This is a genomic window from Actinospineispora spinosispora DSM 44797 (genome assembly GCF_000429025.1).
Taxonomy (GTDB): domain Bacteria; phylum Actinomycetota; class Actinomycetes; order Mycobacteriales; family Pseudonocardiaceae; genus Pseudonocardia; species Pseudonocardia spinosispora.
Genome location: NZ_AUBB01000032.1, coordinates 7398 through 30058 on the forward strand (window position 1 = coordinate 7398; position 22661 = coordinate 30058).

General features: G+C 73.6%; 1 protein-coding gene. It reads left to right on the forward strand.

Annotation, left to right across the window (positions count from 1 at the left end; translation table 11 throughout):
* Positions 1-44 precede the first annotated feature (44 nt).
* Positions 45-22598, forward strand: a complete 22554-nt coding sequence (locus G406_RS0115930) for a preprotein translocase subunit SecA (protein ID WP_156934924.1) — start codon at positions 45-47, stop codon at positions 22596-22598.
* Positions 22599-22661 lie beyond the last annotated feature (63 nt).

Sequence of the window (22661 nt, forward strand, 5' to 3'; positions counted from 1 at the left end):
CGGAAAACCGGTCACCTATTGTTCACGTGGCATTCAACCGGCCTGTGTTGAACGCCGACACCGGATTCGGGACCGACGGCTCGGCCGACGCGGGCCTGACCGACTGGTGGGGCACCGCCGGCGGTGGATCGGCTCGCGGCTCCGCCACGGTCTCCGGCGGACAGCTCGACGCCGACGGCTCGGAGGACCAGCTGCCGACCTGGACGGCCACCACCCGGGGACGTTCGAACGGCGGCGAGCAGAGCGCACCGGCCTCCACGGTCGGCTCGTCGATCGACTCGCTCGCCGGTTCGATCCTCGGTGAGGTTCAGAACTTCGCCGCCGGGATCGTCCGGCGGACCGCGGCCACGGTGACCGAGGCAACCGGATCGGACGGCGACCCGGCCGAGGCTCTTCCCAGCCCGGTCGGCCACGCACCGGGCGCGATCCGGCGGCCGGCGGCCACGGCAGGCGGACCCACCGGCCTCGCCGCCGAGCCGGAGAGCCGGGGTCTGCTGGACTGGCTGCACGGTCTGCTGGGCGGGTTGCTCGGCGGCTCGGGTTCCGGAACGGGCGCCTCGAACCAGCCCGGTGTCTCGAACCAGGCCGGCGCCGTGACTCATCTGTCCGGTCGGCTCGACGATCTGTTCGGGATGATCGGCCAGGGGCTCACCGAGCTGGGCTCGGTCCTGCGACAGCTGGGCGGTTCGAACAACCAGCCCGCCGCGTCGCCCGCGCGGCCGACCGGTTCGTCGCAGAACAGCCGGCCCGAGGCCCCCGATGTGGAGGAGCTGGGTCAGCGGATCACCTCGGTGGTCCAGAACTGGCTCGCGCACGACGGTGCCGGTGGCGGCCTGCCGGACGGCGGCCGGATCGAGAAGGCGGCGTCGCGGTTCTCCGCGCGGCTGTCCTCGCTGGTCGACGATTTCGTAGCCGACGTCGCCGGAAGGGTCGGTGGCCAGCAGGGCGCCGGATCGGCCCGGCGCGTACAGACCGAGGCGCCCGATGCGGAGGAGCTGGGTCAGCGGATTTCCTCGGTCGTCCACGACTGGGCCGGACAGCACAGCACGGCGCGGCGCGACCCCTCGTCGTCCGAGGACGCGGAGCAGCTGACCGACCGGATCGCTGAGCCGAGGCGGACGGCGTCGAACACTCCGACCCGGAGCCTTCCCGCCGACCTGACGGGCCCGGGAGTGGACGAGCTGTTCTCCTCGGTGGTGGACATGGTCTCCGGCGTGGTGTCCACCGTCGGCGGCCGCGCCGCCGGGGAGCGAACGCATCAGGCGCTGTCCCACGTGGCCGATCAGGTCGAGACGGCGCTGGTGCGCGGCGCGGCGCTGGGCCGTGACGCGGGAGCGACGGGTTCGGGCCGCGACGGACAGCAGCCGGTCATGGCCGAGGGCCGGTCCCAGCTCGCGGGTCATCCCGGGCGGGGTGACCGTGGACCTGTGGACGGCGCGATCGCCGATGCGCGTGCCGTTCTCGGCTGCGGCGTCGACCGGGGTGTCCGCTGCGCGGACCCCGACAAGACGGCGTCGACCGTCCTCGCCGCGCTGCGTGGCCGAGGCCCACCGCACGGGACGGGCGATCACGACAGCGACAACAGCCGGAACGGTAGTGCGGGTGATCGGGCCGATCGGGCCATCGCGGGGCTCACCTCGCGGATCACCTCGGTAGTGAACGACTTCCTCTCGGAGCTCGCGGGCACCGACCGTGCGGGTCAGAGCTCGAGCGGATCGGTCTCACGGGCCGGTGGCTCTGGCAGCTCCTCGCGCAACGCGCCGGATCTGGGCGAGCAGATCAGCTCGCTGGTGCAGGACTGGCTGGCTGGCAACGGCTTCTCGAACAAGGGTCCGGCGTCGGGCGGTTCGAGTGACGGCTCCGGTACGACCGCGAGCCCCGTCCAGCAGCTGGTCTCCTCCATCCTCGACCTGGTGTCGCGGTTCGTGCGGAGCACGGTGTCCCAGGCGGGCCAGTCGCAGGGCGCGAGCGAGCAGCCCGGCCAGGGCGGCGGCAAGCAGATCTGTGGCGTGGCGTGCACGGCGGGCGAACCGAACTCGTCGGCGTTCCAGTCCTCGCTCGACCAGCGCCAGGCCCCGGACCTGCTGCCGGACGGGTCGACCGACGACCCGTACCGGCTGGCCTCGTGGTGGGGCCCGATCGACTCGCCGACGGCGGCCAACCAGGCCCTCGACGACCGGCTCGCGGCGGTGAAGGGCGAGCAGTCCCTGACCGAGGCGCAGGCGAAGGTCAAGGCCGGGACGATGACCCAGGCCGACTACGACAAGGCCGCCGCCGACCACGCCGCCCTGGTGAAGAAGGCCGACGACGAGGCCGCGCAGCTGTCGCCCTACACCAGCGGGCTGATCACCGATGTCGTCTCCGGCCAGCGGGGGCTGGCCAAGGGCCAGGCGACCCTGGACGCGGAGAAGGCCCAGGTCGCCGCCGGCACGCTGGACCAGGCGACCTACGACCAGCACGTGGCGGCGTTCCAGGAGCAGACGCGCCAGGTGAACTCACGGACCTCCGCGCTGGCCTATGCCACCGGCCACGATCCGACGACCGGCCTGCCGAACGACGGGTCCGGTTCGACGGCGGGCTGCGGCGCGAGTGGTGCGTTCACCACCTGCACGACCTCGGCTCCCGGCCAGGCCTCCGGCTGGTACGACCGTTCCGACCAGGACTACTGCATGGGCCTGACCGGGGTGTCCGGGTGCAGCGCCTCATCGGGCACCGGGGAGCAGACCGCCGCCGCGTCCTGCGCGGTCACCGGTGGCTGCACGACCGCGGTCGTGAACGGCACGCAGTCCGCCACGACCTCCTGTGGCGCCGGGGACTGCAACACCAACTCCCGCGCGACCGAGGACGAGGCGTCGACGTTGTGCCAGGCCAAGGGCGGCTGCACGGTCACCTCGACGACCCCGACTTCGGAGACCGCGGGGGACAAGTCGGAGTCGACGGGCACCTGCGTCGGCAACTGCGCGATGGACACCGACACCGACCGCCGCGCCGCCTACGTGACCTGCCGCGCCGACGCGGGCTCCTGTGACACGAACTCGACCGGCCACACCCACACGGCCCCGACCAGCTCGACCGACCTGCCGGCCGACAAGCCGGCGACCGCCGCTGGGGACGCGACGGGCGCGGCGCACTGCGTCACGAAGACCGGCGAGTGCACCACCAGCTCCAGCGCCACAGCCTCCCTCGTGAGTGTTGAGGATGGCTATGGCCACACTCACCACTCACGAGCTGAGGACGGCCCGCAGGCGAGGGCCGGCGCCCAGTGCGGGCAGGGCGCGACCGGGTGCACCGGCGGGACGAACACGGACACCACCACCAACGGCTCACACACCACGGCCCTGCCACTCACCCCCACCCCGGTTCCCGATGACACGAATGTGGCTTTGGGGACGTTGAACGTCCCTAAAGCCACATTCGTGCCAGCGGGGGCGGCGGGTGGTGCGGTGGAGACGACCGAGGTCAAGCGGGCCGGCAGCGGGCAGACCACGTGCACCGTCAGCGGGGGTGGCTGTGAGAGCCAGTCCGGTTCGGACGGCGTCTCGGCCAGTGGAGCCTCGGTGGCCGTCACCTGCGAGCCCGGCCAGGTCGGCTGCACCGGCAACGGCTCGTCGAAGACCTCCTCCACCGGTGCCGGTGACGTGACCGTCGACCCGCTCACCGGCAAGGCCACCCCGGCGGCGGCGAAGACCTCGACCGGATCCTCGACCTGCACCGCGACCGCCACCGATTGCCAGGCGCAGTCGAACTCGGCGACTCGGTTCACCGAGCCCACCGTCGACTACACGACGGACAAACCGGTCGTCACCGGTGGTCTGGAGAGCACCTCGGACGCCTCCGGGAAGGTGAGCTGCCCCGAGGGTTCGAGGTCCTGCTCGGGTGCGGTCACCTCGGAGGCGACCGGCTCGGACGCGGCGGTGGACAACGGCCGCGCCAAGTCGAGCAGCGGTTCGGGTGACTGCCAGGTCAACGGCGGGGCGTGCGACGCGGCCACCGATTCCCAGGCCTCCTCCGGTCCCGGTCTCACCTTGCCAGGCCAGAAGGCGGCGGCCACCGGCCCGTCGGCCATCTCCACCTCCCAGGCCGCCGTCCACTGCACCGAAGGAGCGAACTGCTCGGGCACCGCGAACTCGACCGCGACCAGCAACGACCCGGCGACGGGGCAGCCGCGCACCACCACCGGCACCGCCTCGTGCACCGCCGGCGGAGGCGCCTGTGACCCCCAGACTGTGTCGGTCGCCTCCACCGGCCCCGGTGCCACCGACTACCTGGCCGGGGATCACCCCACCGGCAAGGCCACGACCGGCCCCTCGGCCGCCTCGGCCTCCGGCGCGGCGCTGCGCTGCGGGCAGAACGAGTGCACCGGCAAGGTCACCAGCTCCGCGACCGGCACCGACCCCAACATCTCGAAGGACCCGCGCGGCTCCACCGGCACCGGGGACTGCCAGGGCGCGACCGGCGGCTGCACCGCGGTCACCAACTCCGGCGCCTCCGCCGGACCGGACGCCTCCACGATCGCACCCCTGGTCGACACACCCTCGACCCAGAACGCCACCACCACCTCCCAGCAGACCGGCACCCAGCAGCAGGCCACCCAGAGCGGCGACACCGACACCCCCACCGGCGGCGGGCAGAGCCAGCAGCAGCCGGCCACCCCACCCGCCGGTTCCCCGGGCGCCGGCGCCAACGTCGCCCCGACCGTCCCCGGCGCGTCCAGCTGGTCCAACGCCTCCGCCACCCTCGACTGCCAGGCCGGCACGACCGGCTGCGCGGGCAGCGTCCACTCGACCGCGGTCGGCTCGGACGGCCCGAAGACCGTCAACGGCGAGACGGGCTCCCGAGGGCCCCCGAGCGGAGACGCCTCCACCACCGCAACCTGCACGAACAGCACCGAATGCCAGGCGACCTCACGGTCCACCGTCGCAACCGGTCAGGTCGTCGCCGACACGATCGCGCTGACCAACCAGACCGCCGCCACCCAGGCAGCACAGCAGGCCGACGACGCCGAGCAGGCAGCCCAGCAGGCGCGACAGATCGCCGCCGCTGCGGGCGCCACCGCCGCACAGCGCACGGCCACGACAGACGCCGAGACCACCGCGAAGCAGGCCCGCGACACCGCCACCCAGGCCGCCGACGTCGCGGCCAAGCCGGTCACCGACGCCCCCGCCACCTGGTCCGAGTCCTCCGCCGCCGGCCAGTGCACCGGCCCGGGCTGCACCGCGACCGTCACCGGCGCCACCCAGGGACTCCCGGGCAGGTCGAACTCCACCGCCACCTGCACCGCCACCAGCGAAGGCTGCGGCGCGACCGCGTCGGCCACCGCACTGACCCGCGCCGCCACCGACAAGACCCCGGCCGAGGGCGAGGGGCGGACCGAGTCGGGCGTCCTGTGCCCCGACGCCGGCTGCGCGGCCGCGTCCTCGAAGACCGAGGCCGGTTCGTCGACCGTCACCAGCAACTCCACAGCGACCTGCACACCCGGCGCCCCGTGCCAGGCGGGCACGGACGGCGCGACCGCGACCGACTACGCCGAAACCGGCGTCACCTGCCCGGACACCGGCTGCGCCGAGGCATCCTCGAAGACCGACGTGGCAGGCACCGCCACCGCCCACGCCACCGCGACCTGCGCGCCGGGCACCCCCTGCCAGGCCAGCACGAACGGCGCGGCCGCGAAGGACTACGCCCAGACCAGCGCCGTCTGCGCCGGCACCGGCTGCACGACCCACACCGACGGCGCCGCCACCAGCGCGAGCAAGGCGGACGACACCACCAGGGGCGCCACCAACAAGGCCACCTCGACCACCGACTGCACCGCCGCGAAGGACGGCCAGTGCGCCGGGCAGAGCATGGTCGGCGCGAGCGAACAGCTCGGCGCGCGAGCCGGTGCGAGCTGCGCGGCAAGCGAAGGATCGACCTGCTCGTACGCCTACCGCGCCGAGAGCCACGCCTCGGCCAGCGGCGCGGACGCCGACGCGGTCGGCCACAAGGAGGGCACGACCGGCGGCGGCGAGGCCGCGACGTTCGCGATGGCCGCCGGTGACAAGACCTCCGCCCAGGCCATGGCCTCCTGCTCCGGTAGCGACGGCAGCAGCTGCAGCTACCACTACGAAGCCACCCGCGACGCCCACGCCCGCGACCGGAGCACCGGGTCGTTCGCCGACGCGCACGCACACGGCGTCGGCGGCGGCGAGATGGGCGGCGGCGGGGTCGCGGTGTCCGCGACCGCGATGGCGAAGGGCAACCAGGCCTCGGCGTCCGCGTCCTGCACCGGGCAGGCGAACTGCGCGGGCACCCGGTTCGTCGCCGAGGCGCACGACAAGGCCCGCGGCGGCGTCGCACCGACCTGGGACGCCCCCGGCGGCTACAACGACGCCACCAAGTGGGGCCGCTGCTCCGGCACGAACGGCGGCTGCGGCGTCATGGCGCAGGCGATCCCCGGCGACCCGAGCGGCGGCCGCGCGGTGTGCAGCGGCGACTGCGGCAACTTCACCCAGGGCGGCTCCAACACGTTCACCGCGACCGTCCCGTCGCTCAAGGCGCAGGCAGAGGCACGGGCGCGGGCCCAGGCGGAGGCGGCGCGCAACAGCAAACCCATCCCGATCGACAAGCTCGGGCCGAACCAGCGCGGCGTCGAAGGGGTCGACAAGGACGGCAATCGGACGCTCAAGGTCAAACCGGAAGGTGGCGCGGTCCAGTCCTGCACGGTCGGCGTCGACTGCCAGGGCACGAACAAGGACAGCCTGAGCACCCCGGGCGGGGAGACCATCACCTACGGCGACAACCACTTCAACGGCGCCGTACCGGTCACCCCGGGTTCGACCAAGCAGGACAAGGTCCAAGGCTCGCAGGGCATCTCCGCCTACCGCGACGACAAGGGCAACGGCGCCTACTCGGTCACCGGCGACGGCTCGGTCTACGACGGGGTGTCCGGCTCGACCATCACCTACCACGACTCGCGCCCGGTCCCGACGATCGGCAGCGCGCCCTCCGCGCCGTCGGCGAACAACGGCCGGTTCGCCAACCTGGAGGGCTCCCCGTTCACCACCACCTGCGCGGGCGGCTGCGTCGGTGACCTGAAGAGCCCCGACATCGGCGCGGGCACCTGGAGCGACCACGTCGACCTGGCCGGCTCCCCGGGTGTGCTGATCGGCCGCGACGGCGTCGGCAACGCCGCGACCCTCGACTTCACCGGCAAGGGCGAGGTCACCACCGCGGAGAAGGACGTCATCAAGGCCAACGGTGACGGGATCGACGCGAACCGCACCTTCATCACGACCCGCGATGCGTTCGGCGGGCAGGGCGTGTTCAACGTCAGCGACGACCAGACCGGCAGCATCCACCTGGCCAAGGAGAACTACACCCTGGTCAAGAGCAAGGGCGCCGGCGGTGTGCCCGCGATGCTGCAGACCTACGGCGTCAAGGACGCGGCGAACCTCAGCGCCACCACACCGGACGGCGACGGAAACGGCGGCCTGCTCGGCTGCGTCGGCGCGTGCGAGCTGACCCGGCCGGACGGCATGAAACAGGCCAACCCGAACGGCCTGTCCGCGGACGACCTGGCGAAGCCCGGCGCCAACCGCACCTGCGCGAACTGCGTCGTCGTCGAACCGATCGCCAAGCTGGGGCAGAAGCCCGACCACACCGGCGGCATCACCAACCTCGCCGACGGCACTGTGCACTGGACCGACCCGTACGGCAACACCCAGCAGTGCGACGACAAGACCTGCCACATCGGGATGGTCTACGGCGAGGGCGGCGGCGTCACCTGCACCGGTAAGAACTGCTCCGGTACGAACGTCGTCGGTCAGACGATGAAGGGCGAGGGCTGGCTGCTCTACCCGACGACCGACGGCCACGGGAAGATCACCGGCAACGAGGGCATGGCCTGCCGGGCGGGTGCCGGCAAGTGCGAGACCAACCTCGCCGCGGACAAGCAGCTGCGCTGGCAGGGCGACCCCAGCCCGTCGATGATGCTGGTCACCGACCCCACCTACACGCGGCCCTCACTGAACAACGCGCTGGACCGGGAGATCGCCAACCGTCTCGGCCTCGACCCGAACGCGGCCCTGCCGCCGCTCACCGCGTCCGACCGCGCGGCGCTGACCGACGACGAGCGCAAGCGCTACGACGCGAGCCTGCCCCCGCTGACCCAGGAGCAGAAGGACGAGGCCGTCCTGATGAGCGGCGTCGAGCAGAGCAAGCGCCAGCGGCTGCTCGGCCAGCTCGAAGGTGAGCTCAGCGGCACCGACCTGCAGAGCACCCTCGACGTCATCGCCAAGGCCAACGCGGGCGGGCTCACCGACGCCGAGCGCGCCGCGTTGGAGCCGCAGCTGACGAAGCTGGAGCAGGCGAGCGCGACCGGCAAGGAGCTGGCCGACGCGCACCGCTTCGTCGACGGCATCGACCGCGCCACCTACCTCCCGCCGACGATCGCCGACATCAACGCGAAGCTCGCCGCCGACCCCGGACTGGTGGACAAGCTCGCCGGACCGACACCCAGCGCGAACACCGGACCGCCGCGCAGCTTCGAGCAGATGCTGCTCCCGCCGACCGAGCAGCCTGCGCCGCAGCCGTCCGACCCGGTGACCGACGAGCTGGCGAAGATCGGCGACACCCCGGCCGCGAAGCTCAAGAGGGCCCGGGACAACGCCGCGAAGATCATGGGGATCGACCCTGATGCGGACCCGAACGCGCCGCGTCAGCCGATGACCGCCGAGCAGGCCAAGCAGTCGGCGAACGTCACCGCCGACCTGAGCATGATCCCGCGTGAACGCGCCCAGGCGGCGAAGAACGCCGAGCTGGACCGCCGTCGTCCCGCGCTGGAGAACGGGGACGCATCCCAGGAGCAGATCGACGCGTTCAACCACGACGTGGAGGCGGTCAACGCCGAGAGCAAGGCACTGCAGGGCATCCAGGCGCGGATCAACCAGAACACCCCGGCGCCCGGCTCCGACGAGGCGCGCAAGGCGGCGCAGCGTCGCTCGCTGGACCTGGTGTTCGCCCAGTACTCCGGCGACCAGGGCTTCTACCAGCGCCTGAACAACGCGAACACCGACCTGAGCAGGGTCACCACACTCGCCGACGCGATGGACTCCTCCGGCGACCGCAACCAGGTCGAGGTGGCCAAGACGCTGCACGGCTTCGGCGATGCGACCCTCACCCGCTACAACGCCATCGCCGGTGGACCCCGGTCGCAGGACAACAAGCTGGGCAGCGGCCAGTGGGTGACCGTCCAGGGCGAGCAGCACCCGGTGTGGCTGAACCTGCCCTCGACCGGGCGCGCCGACGTCGTCTACGCGCTGAACGCCGCGACCCGGCTGCCCACCTACGCCTCCGACCTGCACGTGTTCGGCGACAAGAGCCTGCTGCCGATCAAGAAGACGAAGGACGGCCCGGAGACCTCCTACTGGGACACGCTGTCGCCGGACGAGAAGGCCAACATCGCGGCGTACCACACGGCGGAGCAGTGGGAGGGCCCGCAGCTGTCCAAGCTGGACCAGATCAAGGCGCTCAAGACCGGGATCAAGGATTCCGACATCCACAGCGAGGGCGACCGGCGCAAGCGCGACGAGATGTTCGCCGGCTGGTTCGGCGAGAGCCGCGACCACCCCGACGGCTGGCGCGATTGGACCTACTACCTGCGCGGCGACCAGAAGAGCGCGGCCGAGGACGCGTTCAACGACGGCAAACCGAACGTCGTGATGAACGCGCTGGACAAACTCGGTGACGGCATCACCGCGGTGCACGACTTCTTCGCCTACGACATGCCGGACTGGACCTACGTCGGCGGCAAGGCACCGGACCGCGACAGCTGGTCCAGCAAGATCGACGACGGCATCGTGCACGCCGTCGCCTACGCGCCGAAGGGCGCCGCGCACCTGGTCGGCGCGCTCGGCGTGGAGCTGTTCAACGACGTCAAGTACGACCCGGACCTCGGCTGGGCGGACGCTCCGGGTCGGCTGAAGGACGAGTCGTGGGCGGAGTACCAGAACCGCGTCTACCCGTTCACCGGCATGTTCGCCAAGGCCGGCCAGGACACCTGGAACCGGTGGAAGCCGGTGTTCACCGACGGCGACTGGAACACCGTCAAGCACGGCGACTGGCACCAGGGCCTGTACAGCGGCTACGCCGAGGACCCGGTCGGCACGCTCATGGCGGACCTGACGATCCCGTCGCTGCCCCTCGCGGGCGCGGGCGCGATCCTGAAGATCGGCGGCGCGGCGGCGAAGGCGGGCGCGCTGGCGTCCACCGGGATGCGCGCTGGGATGCTGCGCGTCGCGGGGGAGGCGATGACCTGGTCCGGGCGGGCCGCGTCGCTGCCGATGCAGATCGTCGCGGCGCCCTACCGGCTGTGGGGCGGGGTCGGGCGGCTCACCTCGGCGGGTGTCGGCAGGGCGCTGCCGCCGCTGGCCGAGCTGGCCCGTTCGGGCGGCGGCCGGCTGACCGGCTACGCCACCGACGCCGCGGCGGCCGGTTCGCCCGGTCTCGCCGGGGCACTGGCCGGGGCGGGCCGGGCGCTCGGCGGCACCGGCCGGGTCGCCGAGGCGTCCGCGCCGTACTTCTCGATCATCGGCAGGGCCGGGCTGATCGGTCTGGTGAAGATTCCGAGGGCGTACGCGACGCTCGGCATCGACCGCGACGCGACCCCGGCGCAGATCCGGGCCGCGCGGATGCGCGCGCAGTTCGCGGCCGACGGGATGGACCTCTACGCCGCGAGCCGGACGGGCAAGGTCAGCCCGGCCTACCACCAGTGGCTCGCCGACGGCGCTCGCGCGACCGGCGAACGCGCCTACCAGACGGTGCTGCGCGACCGCGCCGGCCAGGTCCGCACCGAGATGCGCCTCGACCGCGTGCGCGACGTCCTGAGCAGGTTCTCCGCCGACGCCCAGCAGTCCCGCCGCACCCAGCTCACCGACGCAGCCACCCAGGCCCGCGCCTCCCGCTCCGCCCCCACCGGCACGAATGTGGCTTTAGGGACGTCCAACGTCCCTAAAGCCACATTCGTGCCACGGGAGGGGGACGGGCCGGCGCTGCGGGAGGGGTTGGACGGCGAGCTGCCGGCCGGGTCGACGCGGCCGGTCGTCGTGCACGAGGTCGCGGCGCGGTTGAGCGCGCAGCTGGGGCGGACCGTCACCGCGGACGAGGTGGCCGCCACGCTGCGCGCCGATCCGGGTGTGCGGGTGTACGAGTACCAGGGCCAGACCTACGCGCGCCGCGCCCCGGAGCAGGTCACCACCTCCAGCACCGAGCAGCAGGCCCCGACGTCGAGCACGAGCACCGGCGACGGCCCCGCCGCGAGCCTGCCGGAGAGCGGCGGACACCCGGGCCAGACCCCGCCGAGCCATCAGGCTGCGGAGACCCCGCCGGTCCCGGGAAGCGGACATCCGACACCCAGGCCCGCCGACCCGACCGACCCGGCACCCCCGCCCGGCTCCTCGGTGAATCAGCGCGGCACCGGTAGCGGCGACGGCTCAGGCACCCCGCCGCACGAGAACCGGCCACCGTCCGGCGCGCAGCCGGGCGAGCACACCCCCGGCGCGACCAGCGGTTCACAGGCAACGCCTCCGCCGCACGGCAAAACCGAGTCCGGCACGGATCCCCCGTCGAAGCCCACTGATCCTCACCAGCCGGACAACGGCAAGGTGCAGACGGGCGAGCCCGAGCAGTGGCGCGACACGCAACAGCAGTACGCGCACCTGATCGACCAGGCGATGGCCCGGGAGCTGCTGACCGGTCGGGCACTCCAGACCGACCCGACGGCGGACATCACGGCCCTGCGTGACCTGGCCGGACGCGTTCAGCGCGGCGAGCTGTCGCTGCGGGACGCGATGCCCGAAGCGGTCGGCATCCTGTCGGCCTCGGTCCGGGAACTGAGTGGACGGGAGCTCACCGAAGGACAGCTGACGACGGCACTCGCCACGGCCCGCGACCTGCGGGTGGCGGAACTACTCACCGGTGAGGGCAAGACGCTCGCCGGAGCGGTCGCCATCGTGGCGCGCACCGCCCTGGAGGGGCGACGCGCACAGTGGCTGACCCCGAACCAGAAACTCGCGGGCGACGCGATCGGCGAAATCCGGACGCTCGGCCGCAGGCACGGCCTGACCGTGGACCGCATCACCTCGGAACGCACCCTGGAGGGAACGGTCGCGGCCTACCGCGCGGACATCGTGGTCGGACCGGTTTCGGAGTTCCTGTTCGACGCGCTGCGCGACCGCAACGGACGGCCTGCGGTGCAGAGCAGGGGAGTCGGGTTCCGGCTGATCGACGAGATCGACCTGGTGCTGCTCGACGAGGGCCTCGTGCCGCACCGACTGGCGCTGGCGCTGCTGGGCGAGCAGCGTGCGGTCGCCGACATCGTGTGGGCCGACCGCATGGCCGCCCAGCTGGAAGCCGTCACCAGGGACAACGCCGGCGGTCACTACACCCCCGGCGAGCGACCCACCCTCACCGAGGCGGGCCGGACCTGGATCGCTCAGCTCGACGGCGGGCGTGACCTGGCCGTGAAGGCCAACCGGGGCTTGGACACCCGAATCGAACAGGCACTCGCCGCGCGCCGCCTGAAGGCGCTGCAGGAACAGGGCCCCCGCCGGTACCTGGCCGAGAACGGCCGGATCGAGATCGTCGACGAACCCAGCGGCCGGCGCCTCGACGGACGCCGCTGGAGCGCCGGCCTGCACGAGGCCCTGGAGTACCTGGAGTTCGGCGAGACCGGCATCGGCCACGCGAGCCGCACGATCGACTCGCTGCTGATCGGCGACTTCCTCGGCGGCACCCCGTTCGCCGGCATGACCGGCACGGTTGGCGGCGCCGCCGGCCGCGCCGAGCTGGCCTCCCGCTATGGGAAGGACGCGGTGCACATCCGGCCGGGTGTCCTGCGCCGCGACGACTTCACCCACACCTACCGCACCATCGACGGCGCCCACACCGACATGCTCGGCATGGCCATGGACACCCACCGGTCCGGTTTCCCGGTGGTGATCGCGGCCCGCTCGATCGGCGAGGCCCGCCGGATCGCGGCGCTGTTCGACGAGGCCAACGCCGCCGCCAGGGCACGCGGTGAGGCCGGTGTCGACTACCAGATGCTCACCGCCGAGCGCCGCTACGACCACACGATCGACGGTGTCGTCGCCCAGGCCGGACGTCCCGGCGCGGTCACCATCACGACCAACCTGCTGACCCGGGGCATCGACATCCGCCTCGGCGGTGACGTCCGCGCCCTCACCGACCAGCTGATGCTCGCGCGCCACGGCGATCTGACCCCGGGCACCCGCGAGTACCGCGACGCCCGCGCACAGGCCACGAAGGACGCCACCGCCGAGGTCGAGACGGCCCGCGCGCAGCTCAACGTCGAGGGCGGCGGCCTGCACATCTACGGCCTCGGGTTCCCGCGTTCGCTGCGCACCGAGATGCAGCTGCGCGGCCGCTCCGGCCGCCACGGCGACTACGGCACGTCCCGCATCTTCCGCTCGCTGGAGGACGAGGTGCTGGTGGAGGGCCAGCCGTGGGAGTACCGCCGCGACCTGACGGAGACGCCCGGCGCCCCGCTGACCGACGTCGAGAGCGCCGCCGCCGGGGCACTGTTCGACCTGGCCCGCCTGGAGCAGACCCCCCAGCGACCGACCGACAGCACGCGGTTCGACGACGCCCCGGCCACGGTCATCACCCACGACGAGGCGCCCACCCACAGCGCCTACCTTGACGGAGTCGACCCCGCACAGCTCGCCGCGGCCGTCGCCGGCACCGACATCCCGGGCGTGACCGGGCGGCAGGTTCACGACGCGGTGAACCGGCTGACCGAGCTGGAACGCTCGGGCGCCGACCCGCTGACCCTGACCGAGGCGGGCGCCGAGGTCGTCACGCTCATCCCGCTGCGCACCCTGGTGCAGGCGCCGATCACCTCGGCCGACCTGCTGGCGATCGACCAGCTGCGCCGCGCGGTCGCCGACGAACAGACCCGCCTCGAGCTTGAAGCCCGGTTCACCGAGCTATCCGGTCTCGACCACGACGGCATGGCCGCGACCCTGGCGATGGCCCAGCACCTGCTCACCACCCGGGGCGAGCACCCGTTCTCCACCGGTTCGGCCGCGATCGCACCGACCGACCGCCTCGCGGTCGACAGCCTGCCCACCCGCGAGCTGCACGCACTGGTCGCACTGCTGCGCGGCACCCCCGTCGAGGCCATCGCCCGCGACCTCGGGATGCGCCCCGCCCAGGTCGGCGACCTGCTGGACCGCGCCGCGACGCGCCTGGCCACAAGCCCCGGCCGCACCCCCGCCCCGGCCGAACTACCGACCCGCCAGGTCTCGACCACGACCCTGACCACCATCCGCCACTCAGCCGCCCTGGCCCAACGCTCCACCTGGACTCCCCACGACCACCTCCAAGCCCTCCGTCTCCTCGGCACGAATGTGGCTATGGGGACGTTCAACGTCCCTATCGCCACATTCGTGTCATCGGGGCGGGCGGTGAGCGGGGCTGAGGTCGGCCTGCTGCGGGTGCTTGCCGGTGTCGGGCGGGTCGAGTACTTCGCCGGGGACGCGCACCCGCTGCTGACCAGAGCCGCCGCTGGGCAGCTGACGGACGCCGAGCGCGCCACGCTCATCCGGACGGCCAGCGGCTACCCGTACGTGACCGGCGGCAACGGCGTCCCCACCCGGTTCGCGCTGCTGGCGCTGGAACGGGCGATGGGCGAGCAGTGGCGCCGGTTCGCCACCCCGGCCCGGCCCGCCGCGCCGCGCAACCGACGCGCGTTCGCCGCCGCGCTGACCGTCGGCGGGCTGGCCCTGCTGCCCGCGACCGCGCTCGCCTACACCCCGAGCCTGATCACGACGGCCGCCGTGGCAGGCGCCGTGGCCGTGACGGTCTCCCGTTCCCGCCACCGTCCGCGCGGCCCGCCGCCGGGACGGACCGACACCACGGGGCCGACCCGCCCCCACACCCGAGGCGCCCGCACCGTCTCGAAGGTCCTGCTGAGGGCCGCGACGGTCGTCGTCATCGGTCTGCTCGCCGCGCTGCCGCTGGTCAGCGCATCGACCAACGTCGCGGCCGCCGCCGAACGGCCCGCCTCTGTCCAGGTGCTGAGCAGCGCCGCGCACGACCAGGTGCTGCCGACCGGCACCCAGGTACGGCTGACCACCGACGGCACACGCCGGTTCACGGCGGCGCCTTCGGACCGCGCGATCGACGTGGCGACCGGACTGGGCGTCTCGTTCGACGCGTTCAACGCCGCGAACAGCGGCCGGTTCAGCGACCCGAACCAGTGGATCGGCGGCGAACCGGTCCTCGCGCCCACCCACTGGAACGGCACCTGGTACACGCTGTCGCCGCACCTGGACCGCGACGGCGACAAGGTCTGGGACTCGCTGTGGACGATCTACGTCACCCGCTTCGGCGACGAGGCAGGCTTCCAGCGCGCGGTCGCCACCCACTCGACACCGGACCTGATCCACCCGAACGACCAGCAGCACATCCAGGACGCACCGGTCACCCCGCCGACCCCCGGCCAGCAGCCCCCGCCCGGCACCCAGACCCCGGCACCGACGACGTCGACGCCACCCCCGACGACCAGCACGACACCGCCGACCACCACAGCGACACCCACGCCGACCACGACCACCCCGCCGACGACCGGCACGACCACCCCGCCGCCGAACCGGGGCCCGCCCAGCACCGGCGTCGGCCTCGGCGAGCTGGCCCTCATCGTGACCAGCCTGCTGGCACTGGCCGCCGGCATCGTCGGCCTGCGAGCCCTCCTGCGTCACTCCACCGGCATCAGAACGTTCCTGCAGCGGCTCGTGAGTGGTGCGGGCGCCTATAGGCGCCCGCACCACTCACGACCCTGGACGACCGTGCTCAACACCTGGCGTGCCCAGCGGATGGCGTCGCTCGCGGCCCGGCGCGCGGCTGTCGCGGACTGGATCGCCGGCGCGCCGGACCAGTGGCGCGACGGCGTGCAGGCGATCAACAGGTGGCGCGGCGAGCGGGTCGCGGCGCTGCGTCAGCGGTGGACCGACAGCACGTCGCGCGCCGCGCTCGTCGACACCGTGACCTGGCTGCGCGCGCTCCCCGGCCGGGTGCGGTCCGGGCTGGTCAGGGCGGTGCGCGGCACCTGGGTCCTGCACCGCCAGGCCCGCGCCGTCGCCCAGGTCGCGGCGAGCCTGCGGATCACCGAGCGCCGCGTCCGACGGGCCGAACGCGCGGTGGCCAGGGCGGACAACCCGGCGACGCGCTACGAACTGGCCACGGCGCGCCAGGCACACGACCGGCTGACCAGGGAACGGACCACCGCACGGCGCGCGGCCCAGTCCACCGCGACCGCGGCGGGCGCCTCGGACCGGCGGACCACCCGAGTCCTGGACCGGGCGACGCGCGGCGTCGGTCTCGGCGGCAGGCGAGCGCGGCTGTCCGCCCGCCTCGGTCTGGACACCGCACTGCCCGCACGCACCCGGGCCCTGCTGACCTCGCTGTCCCGGGTGGCGATCGGCGTCGGCTCCGGCCTGGCGGCCGTCGGCGGCGCCGCGCCGCTCACCTGGTTCGGCGCCGGACTCACCGCGGCGGGTGTCCTGGCCGGCCTGCGGGCCCGCGCGCCGCCGACCACCACCCGCAAGGCCCGAGCGCTCAGGGCACTGGCCCGGGTGCGGGCGTTCAGTCCGAAGACCGCCCTGGTCCTGCTCAGGTCCCTGAGGTCAGGCAAGGGCCTGCGGGCCGCGATCGGCCTGGTGCTGCGCGGCGGAGCACGCTCCACCGCGATCCGGGTCGCCGTCACCCTCGCCGTCTCGTTCGCGGTCGGCCTGACCAGCGTCACGGTGGGCGGCTGGCTGCTCGGTGGGCTGACCGCCCTCGGCGCGCTGCCGAAGTTCGCGGCGACGACCTCGGTGCTGTCCGCGATGGTCGTCTCCGCGTCGCTCACCTACCGCTACGTGATCCGCAGGCAGCTGTCCAACCAGCGCAAGGGCATGCAGACCCGCCCGAGGCTCGCCGCGTGGCGCTCCGCGATCCTCGCCGCGACCGTCACCGCCGGCTACAAGATCGTCGTCGCGTTCGCGGGCGGTTCGATGCCATGGCTGTTCGGCTCGATCGCACTCGGCGGCGCGCTGGTCGCGGTCGTGAACGCCGCCGTACAGAGCAAGGAGATGGGCCGCACCCGCATCTACAAGGCGGTCGTCGCCGGAGCGCTCGCGGTGCCGGTGGCGCTGCTGACCGCGTTCCTCGGCGGCGGCGGCGAGCTGCACTCGCTGCGCGACTGGGTCGCGGCGCTCCTGGTGTCCTCCGTCGTGGTCACCGGTAACACCCCGATCGCCGACTACCTGGTCGCCTGGATCGGCCGGGTCGCGGCACCCGCGGTGCGGCGCCACCACGACCGGACCGCGCGGCGTACCGACCTCACCGAGGCCCAGCAGGCCCGGCGGCTGCGGCGCATCGGCAAGGCGCTGCTCGACTACCTGAGCTTCTCCCGCGTCGACAACCGGCTGTTGCCGCGCAAGGCCCTCGACACGGTCATCGGGGCGATCGGATCGTTCATCGTCCTGCATGCCTGGGCACCCACCGACAGCCCGGTCGGCATCGCGGTGCGGACGATCGCGGTCATCGGGCTGATGTGGTGGTCGGGACGGGTCCGCGACTGGGACGAGCACCGCAACGGCTACTACGGCTACCAGAGCTCGCGCGCGCTGCGCGACCCGCAGCGCCCGTCGCGGCTGCGCGGCCCGCCGCTGCGTCAGCGCGAACGTGCCTACCGCGCCGAGCTCGCCGGCGTGCTCGACGCGTTCGGCATCGACGCCGGCGCCGCGCTCGACCGCGACCTCGCGGAACGGCTCGCCGAGCTGATGCTGCGCCGGCTGGCCACCCCGCTCCAGGAACGTCCGGACAGCTGGCGCCCGATCACCGGCGCCGACCGTGCCAACCTCGCGCTGACCGGTGAACGGGCGGGCCGGGCCGCCTGGCAGCAGCGGCAGATCGAGGACCTGGCCTACCTGGTCATGGTGATCGGCGAGGACCCGGGAGCGCTGGCTCGGGTCGCGCGGTCGCTGCGCGCCACCGGGACCGCGCGCGACGCCGCGACCGCCGAGGTGCTCGAGTTCCAGCTGCTGCTCGGCGAGGCGATGGTCAACACCGTGCTCGGCGAGCACGGGCCCCTCGCGGGTGCGTCGCGGTTCGCGGACTGGCGCACCCCGGCGGCCACGCGCATCAAGGCGGGTCAGCAGGAGTACGAGGAGTACCTGTCCGGCCCGTACTGGGCGCTGCTGGAAGCGGTCATCGCGCACTACCGGCAGGTCGACCCGGCGCACCCGAATGCGGTCCGGGCACGCCAGGAGCTGCTGCGCCTGCGGTTCCAGCTGGAGGGCATGGGCAAGCTGCCCACCCACCTGCTCGACGCACTCGCCGCCCGGCTCGACCTCGCGGCGCGCGCGGGACGCGACGCGGTCGACGCCGAACGCGCCGCGCTGGCCGAGGGGAACCCGGAGGCCAGCCAGGTGCGCCTGGTCGCCCAGCGCCGGTTCGCCACGAGCCTCGGCCTGCTGCGCGCCGCCGGTCTGCTGGTCTCCGAGGTGTCGCTGACCAGGTCCGAACGCGCCGTGACCCGCGACCGGTGGACGAGCCTCATCGAGCTGGCGATCAGCGGGTCCACCCCGCGCGCGACGCCCCGCTCGCTGCTGGAGGTGCTGTTCACACTCGCCGGTCGCCACGACCCGGTCACCGCCGAGATGCTCGCCGCGCAGTTCGGCGGCTCACCCAGAACCTGGCGCGCCAAACTGACCGCGCTGCACGGCCTGGGCGCGCTGACCGGCGACAACTCCGCCGGCTACCGGGCCGACGCCGCGCTGCGCACCCTGTGGCGGGCGGCGGCACCCGAGCTGCGCCACGCGCTGCGGGCGAACGCGACGCTGCTGCCCGGCGGGTACCGGCTGGTCCCGCTGACCGGCGCGAGCCTGCGCACGAAGGTCGCCACCCGCGACCCGGCGGCAACGAAGGACGCCTACCCGGCGCTGCTGCGCCTGCTGGGTGAAGCCGACCTGGCCATGCGCCACTACCGCGACGGCTGGGTCGACGAGGCCGGCATCTGGCAGCGTCGCGCCGCCGGTCTCGGCTACCGCTACCGCCACACCGAGGGGCGCACGAGCTGGCCACTGGCCCCCGACCACCCCGGTGACCTGGCGATGCTGTGGCACCGCACGCTCCGGGCCGTCCGGGAGACCGGCCACGCCGCCCGGCAGCGCGCCACCGTCCCCCGTCAGCACCGCCGCGAACTGGCCGCGCTGGTGCGTGCTGCCCGCGCAGCCGACCGCCGGGTCGACCGGGCCTGGTCGGTCGCCGCGAGCCTCGCCGCGCTCGGTGTCCCGCCCGCCGACCGGACCGCGCTGCTGGAGGAGGCCCGCGCCCAGCAGATCGCCGCGTACCTGGCGCTGGCCCAGGCACGGGAACGGGCGGAGGCCGCGCTCGGCCGCACTGGCGTCGACGCCTATCCGCACCAGATCGAACGCACCCTGCGCACGGCGAATCGAGCACTGGCGGGCGCACCCGGTACCGACCCGACGCCGGAGACGGCCGCGCGCTGGCTGCGGGAGAACACCCACGAGTTGCACGCGGCGCGCAGAGCGCTGCGACTGGGCGTGACCGAGGCGCGGCAGCGTCGCGCGGCACTGGCCCTGGAACGCTACGAGCTGGACCTGGCCCGAGGCTGGTCGGTCAAGCTGTGGCGCACGGTCGGCGGCTGGCGCGCGATGGACCGCGCCCGGCACGCGGCCGCTCTGCTGGAAGCCGAGTTCCCCGGCGCGCGGGCCTCCCTGCCGGTGCTCAGCCTGGCCACCGAGGTCCCGGTCCTGCCCGCGTCCCCGGTCGTCCCTCAGCCCGGGCATCCCGACGGCACGCACATCGAGCCGGACGGCGGCTCCGCCGTCACCACGCTGCGCGGCTTCGGTAACCGCACCAACGAGGACGCCGGCACCACCCTCACGATGCCGGACGGCTCCCGCGTCGTGATCAGCGCCGACGGCCTGTCCAGCACGTCCGGTTCGGAGTGGGCGTCCTACATCGTGGTCAGCGCCGCGCGCACCGAGCTGGCCCGCACCGACCGGCCGGGCCGCACCCCGGCCCAGGCGATCCAGGACGCCTACGCGGCCGCGGCCGACGCGCTGACCGAGGCCTACGCGGCGACCCACCCGAACCCGGTCGCCGACCCCCGCCCGTACGCCACGACCCTGGTGATCGGGATCGTCACCCGGAGCGGAGAGGTGACCGTCGGCTGGGTCGGCGACTCCCGCGCCTACTGGCTCGACGCCACGTCACCCGGGGACAGCAGGCTGCTCACCGCCGACCACACGGTCGCCGGGATCATGACCCACTGGCTCGCGCCGGACTTCCGTCCCGAGCTGAGCATGCGCACCGACCGCGTCACCGGGCCGGGTCTGCTGGTGGCCACCACCGACGGCCTGCACGGCCGGTTCGACGGTCCGGCCCAGCTCGCCGGCGTGTTCGACGGCCACGAGGCCGCCCGCCGCCTGCCCGTCATGGCCGCGCCGCTGCTCGCCGCCGCGTCCCGTGACGGTGGCGGCACCGACGACGCGACCGCCGCCGTGGCGCTGTTCGAACTCGGCGCGCTCGGTGCCGGCCCCGCCGCCGAGGGCGGGATGGACGACGCCGACGTCGACGCGTTCGCCAGGATCGCGCCCCGGCTGGAGGCCCTGGGCCGCCCGCTGGGTGCCGACGAGCTGCCGTTCTCCGGCCGCGGCCCGCCGAAGGTCGTCCTGGACGCGCGCGATCCGCAGGTGCGCGCGCTGCTCGCCGAGGCGGGGCTAGAGGACCTGCCGCGGCGGCTGCTGGCCTTCGGCGCGGGCGGTGTGATGTTCCTGTTCGCCCACCGGGTGCGGGAGCTGGCGGCGCTGAGCCACCGGTTGCCGGCCGACTTCTGGGACCGCCTGGACGCCCACGAGCAGCGCCACCTCGACGGTCCGTGGGCAGGCCACAACCACGACGCCGAGGTCGAGGCACTGTTCCGGGACCTGCGCAGGGCCCGCGCCGCGATCACCCGGCGCGGACTACTGACCGCGTTCGGCGCGGCGGTCGCCGGTGCCGCGGTGGGCTCGTTCGTCCCAGAGCTGACGGCATCGGACCAGGTGGCGACGACAGACGGGATGGAACCCGGTTCCGTCGAGGTCGGCGCAGCGGGTATGGCCGTTCCGGGGCCGCCCCGGTCACCGCAGCCCGACGCGGGCGCCGGTGTGCACGGCAGCGCCCCGCTGTCCGCCCGGGTGCTGGAGCTCGAGGAACTGGCCAGGCTGGCCGCGACCGGCGCCCAGGCAAGGGGCTGGCCGCACGCCGGTGGGTTCCTGCACCACTACCTCGGCAACACCGGTGCCCCGCTGACCGTCGAGGTCGACGACATGCTCCGCGACATCCCCAGCTTCTCCTACGACGTGCTCAAGTCGATCTCGGACCAGCTGCGCCGCGTCGCCGGCACGGGCGTCCACGATCGCCCGATCCGGTTCGCCGGCGAGTGGGGTGTCGAGGCGATGACCTCGGCGATCACCCCCGACTGGTTCTACGCCATGGGGACGTTCTCCTACGCGGTGACCGGTGTGGCGACGGTCCACCCGCCGTCCCGGCGTGGCGAGCGGTCGACGGTCAGCGTGGACTACCGGGTCCACGTCAGGGACCGCTACAACTGGGACCTGGGCGGCAAGTCCGTCACGATCGGCCCGGTCGAGATCCAGGACCAGGAAATGGGCTCGCTGCACCGCGCCGGCGTGGCCAGGGAGTTCGACGTCCATGGCTCCTCGGCGACCCAGCACTACACGGGCCCGCTGCCCCGCGACGGCGAGTACGCGACGCTGTCGCCGACCCCCGCACCCACCACGGCCCCGAACCTGCGCGACATCGCGATCCCGGGTCCCGCCGCCGCGATCCTGGGCGCCACCCTGGCAACCCTCGGCGCCCTCAACCTCCTGCGCACCCGCACCCACCTCGTGAGTGCTGGGTATGGCTATAGCCACACGCAACACTCACGAGCCCAGCAGCACCCCGTGAGTGCTGCGGCCGCCTATGACCGGCCGCAACACTCACGGGTTCAGCGGGTTCAGCGGCACTCACGGGGCCTGTTCTACGCGGGGGGAGTGGCCGTGGGGGTGGCGGCGGCGGTCAACGGCCTCGCGGTGCCCGTGTTGTTCGTGGGCGCGGCGGCTGTGCTCATGTCCAGGCTCGCCCGTCGTGGCGCTCGGGCCGGGCCGATCGGCGCCGGCCTGGTGGTGGGCGCGGGTGGGCTGCCGCTGGTCCTGGTCGTCGTCGCGGCGCTGCTCCTGTCCCGGGCCGCCCGCCTCGCTCCGGTCCGTCGGATGGCCACGGCGGTCGCCCCCTGGATGTCCTTCGGCGCGGGCCTCGTCGCGGGCGCCGTGCTCCACGGCTGGAGCGCTCCGATCGCCTTCGGCCTGGTCGGCGTGACCGGTCTCGTGGTGTTGGCCCGGCGGTGGGCGCGAGCGACCACCGCGCATGTGGTCGATCGGCTGACCGCGCACCTGGGTCGGCGGGTCCGCGAACTCGGCTATCTCCTGTGGTCGGGGGCGGTCATCGGAGTTCTCGTCGCGGCGGTGTTCATGCTCCTGAAGTGAGGAATGCGCACGCTGTTAATTGACTAGGCAAATACCCAGCGGTCGGCAGTACTCTCCCGCAAC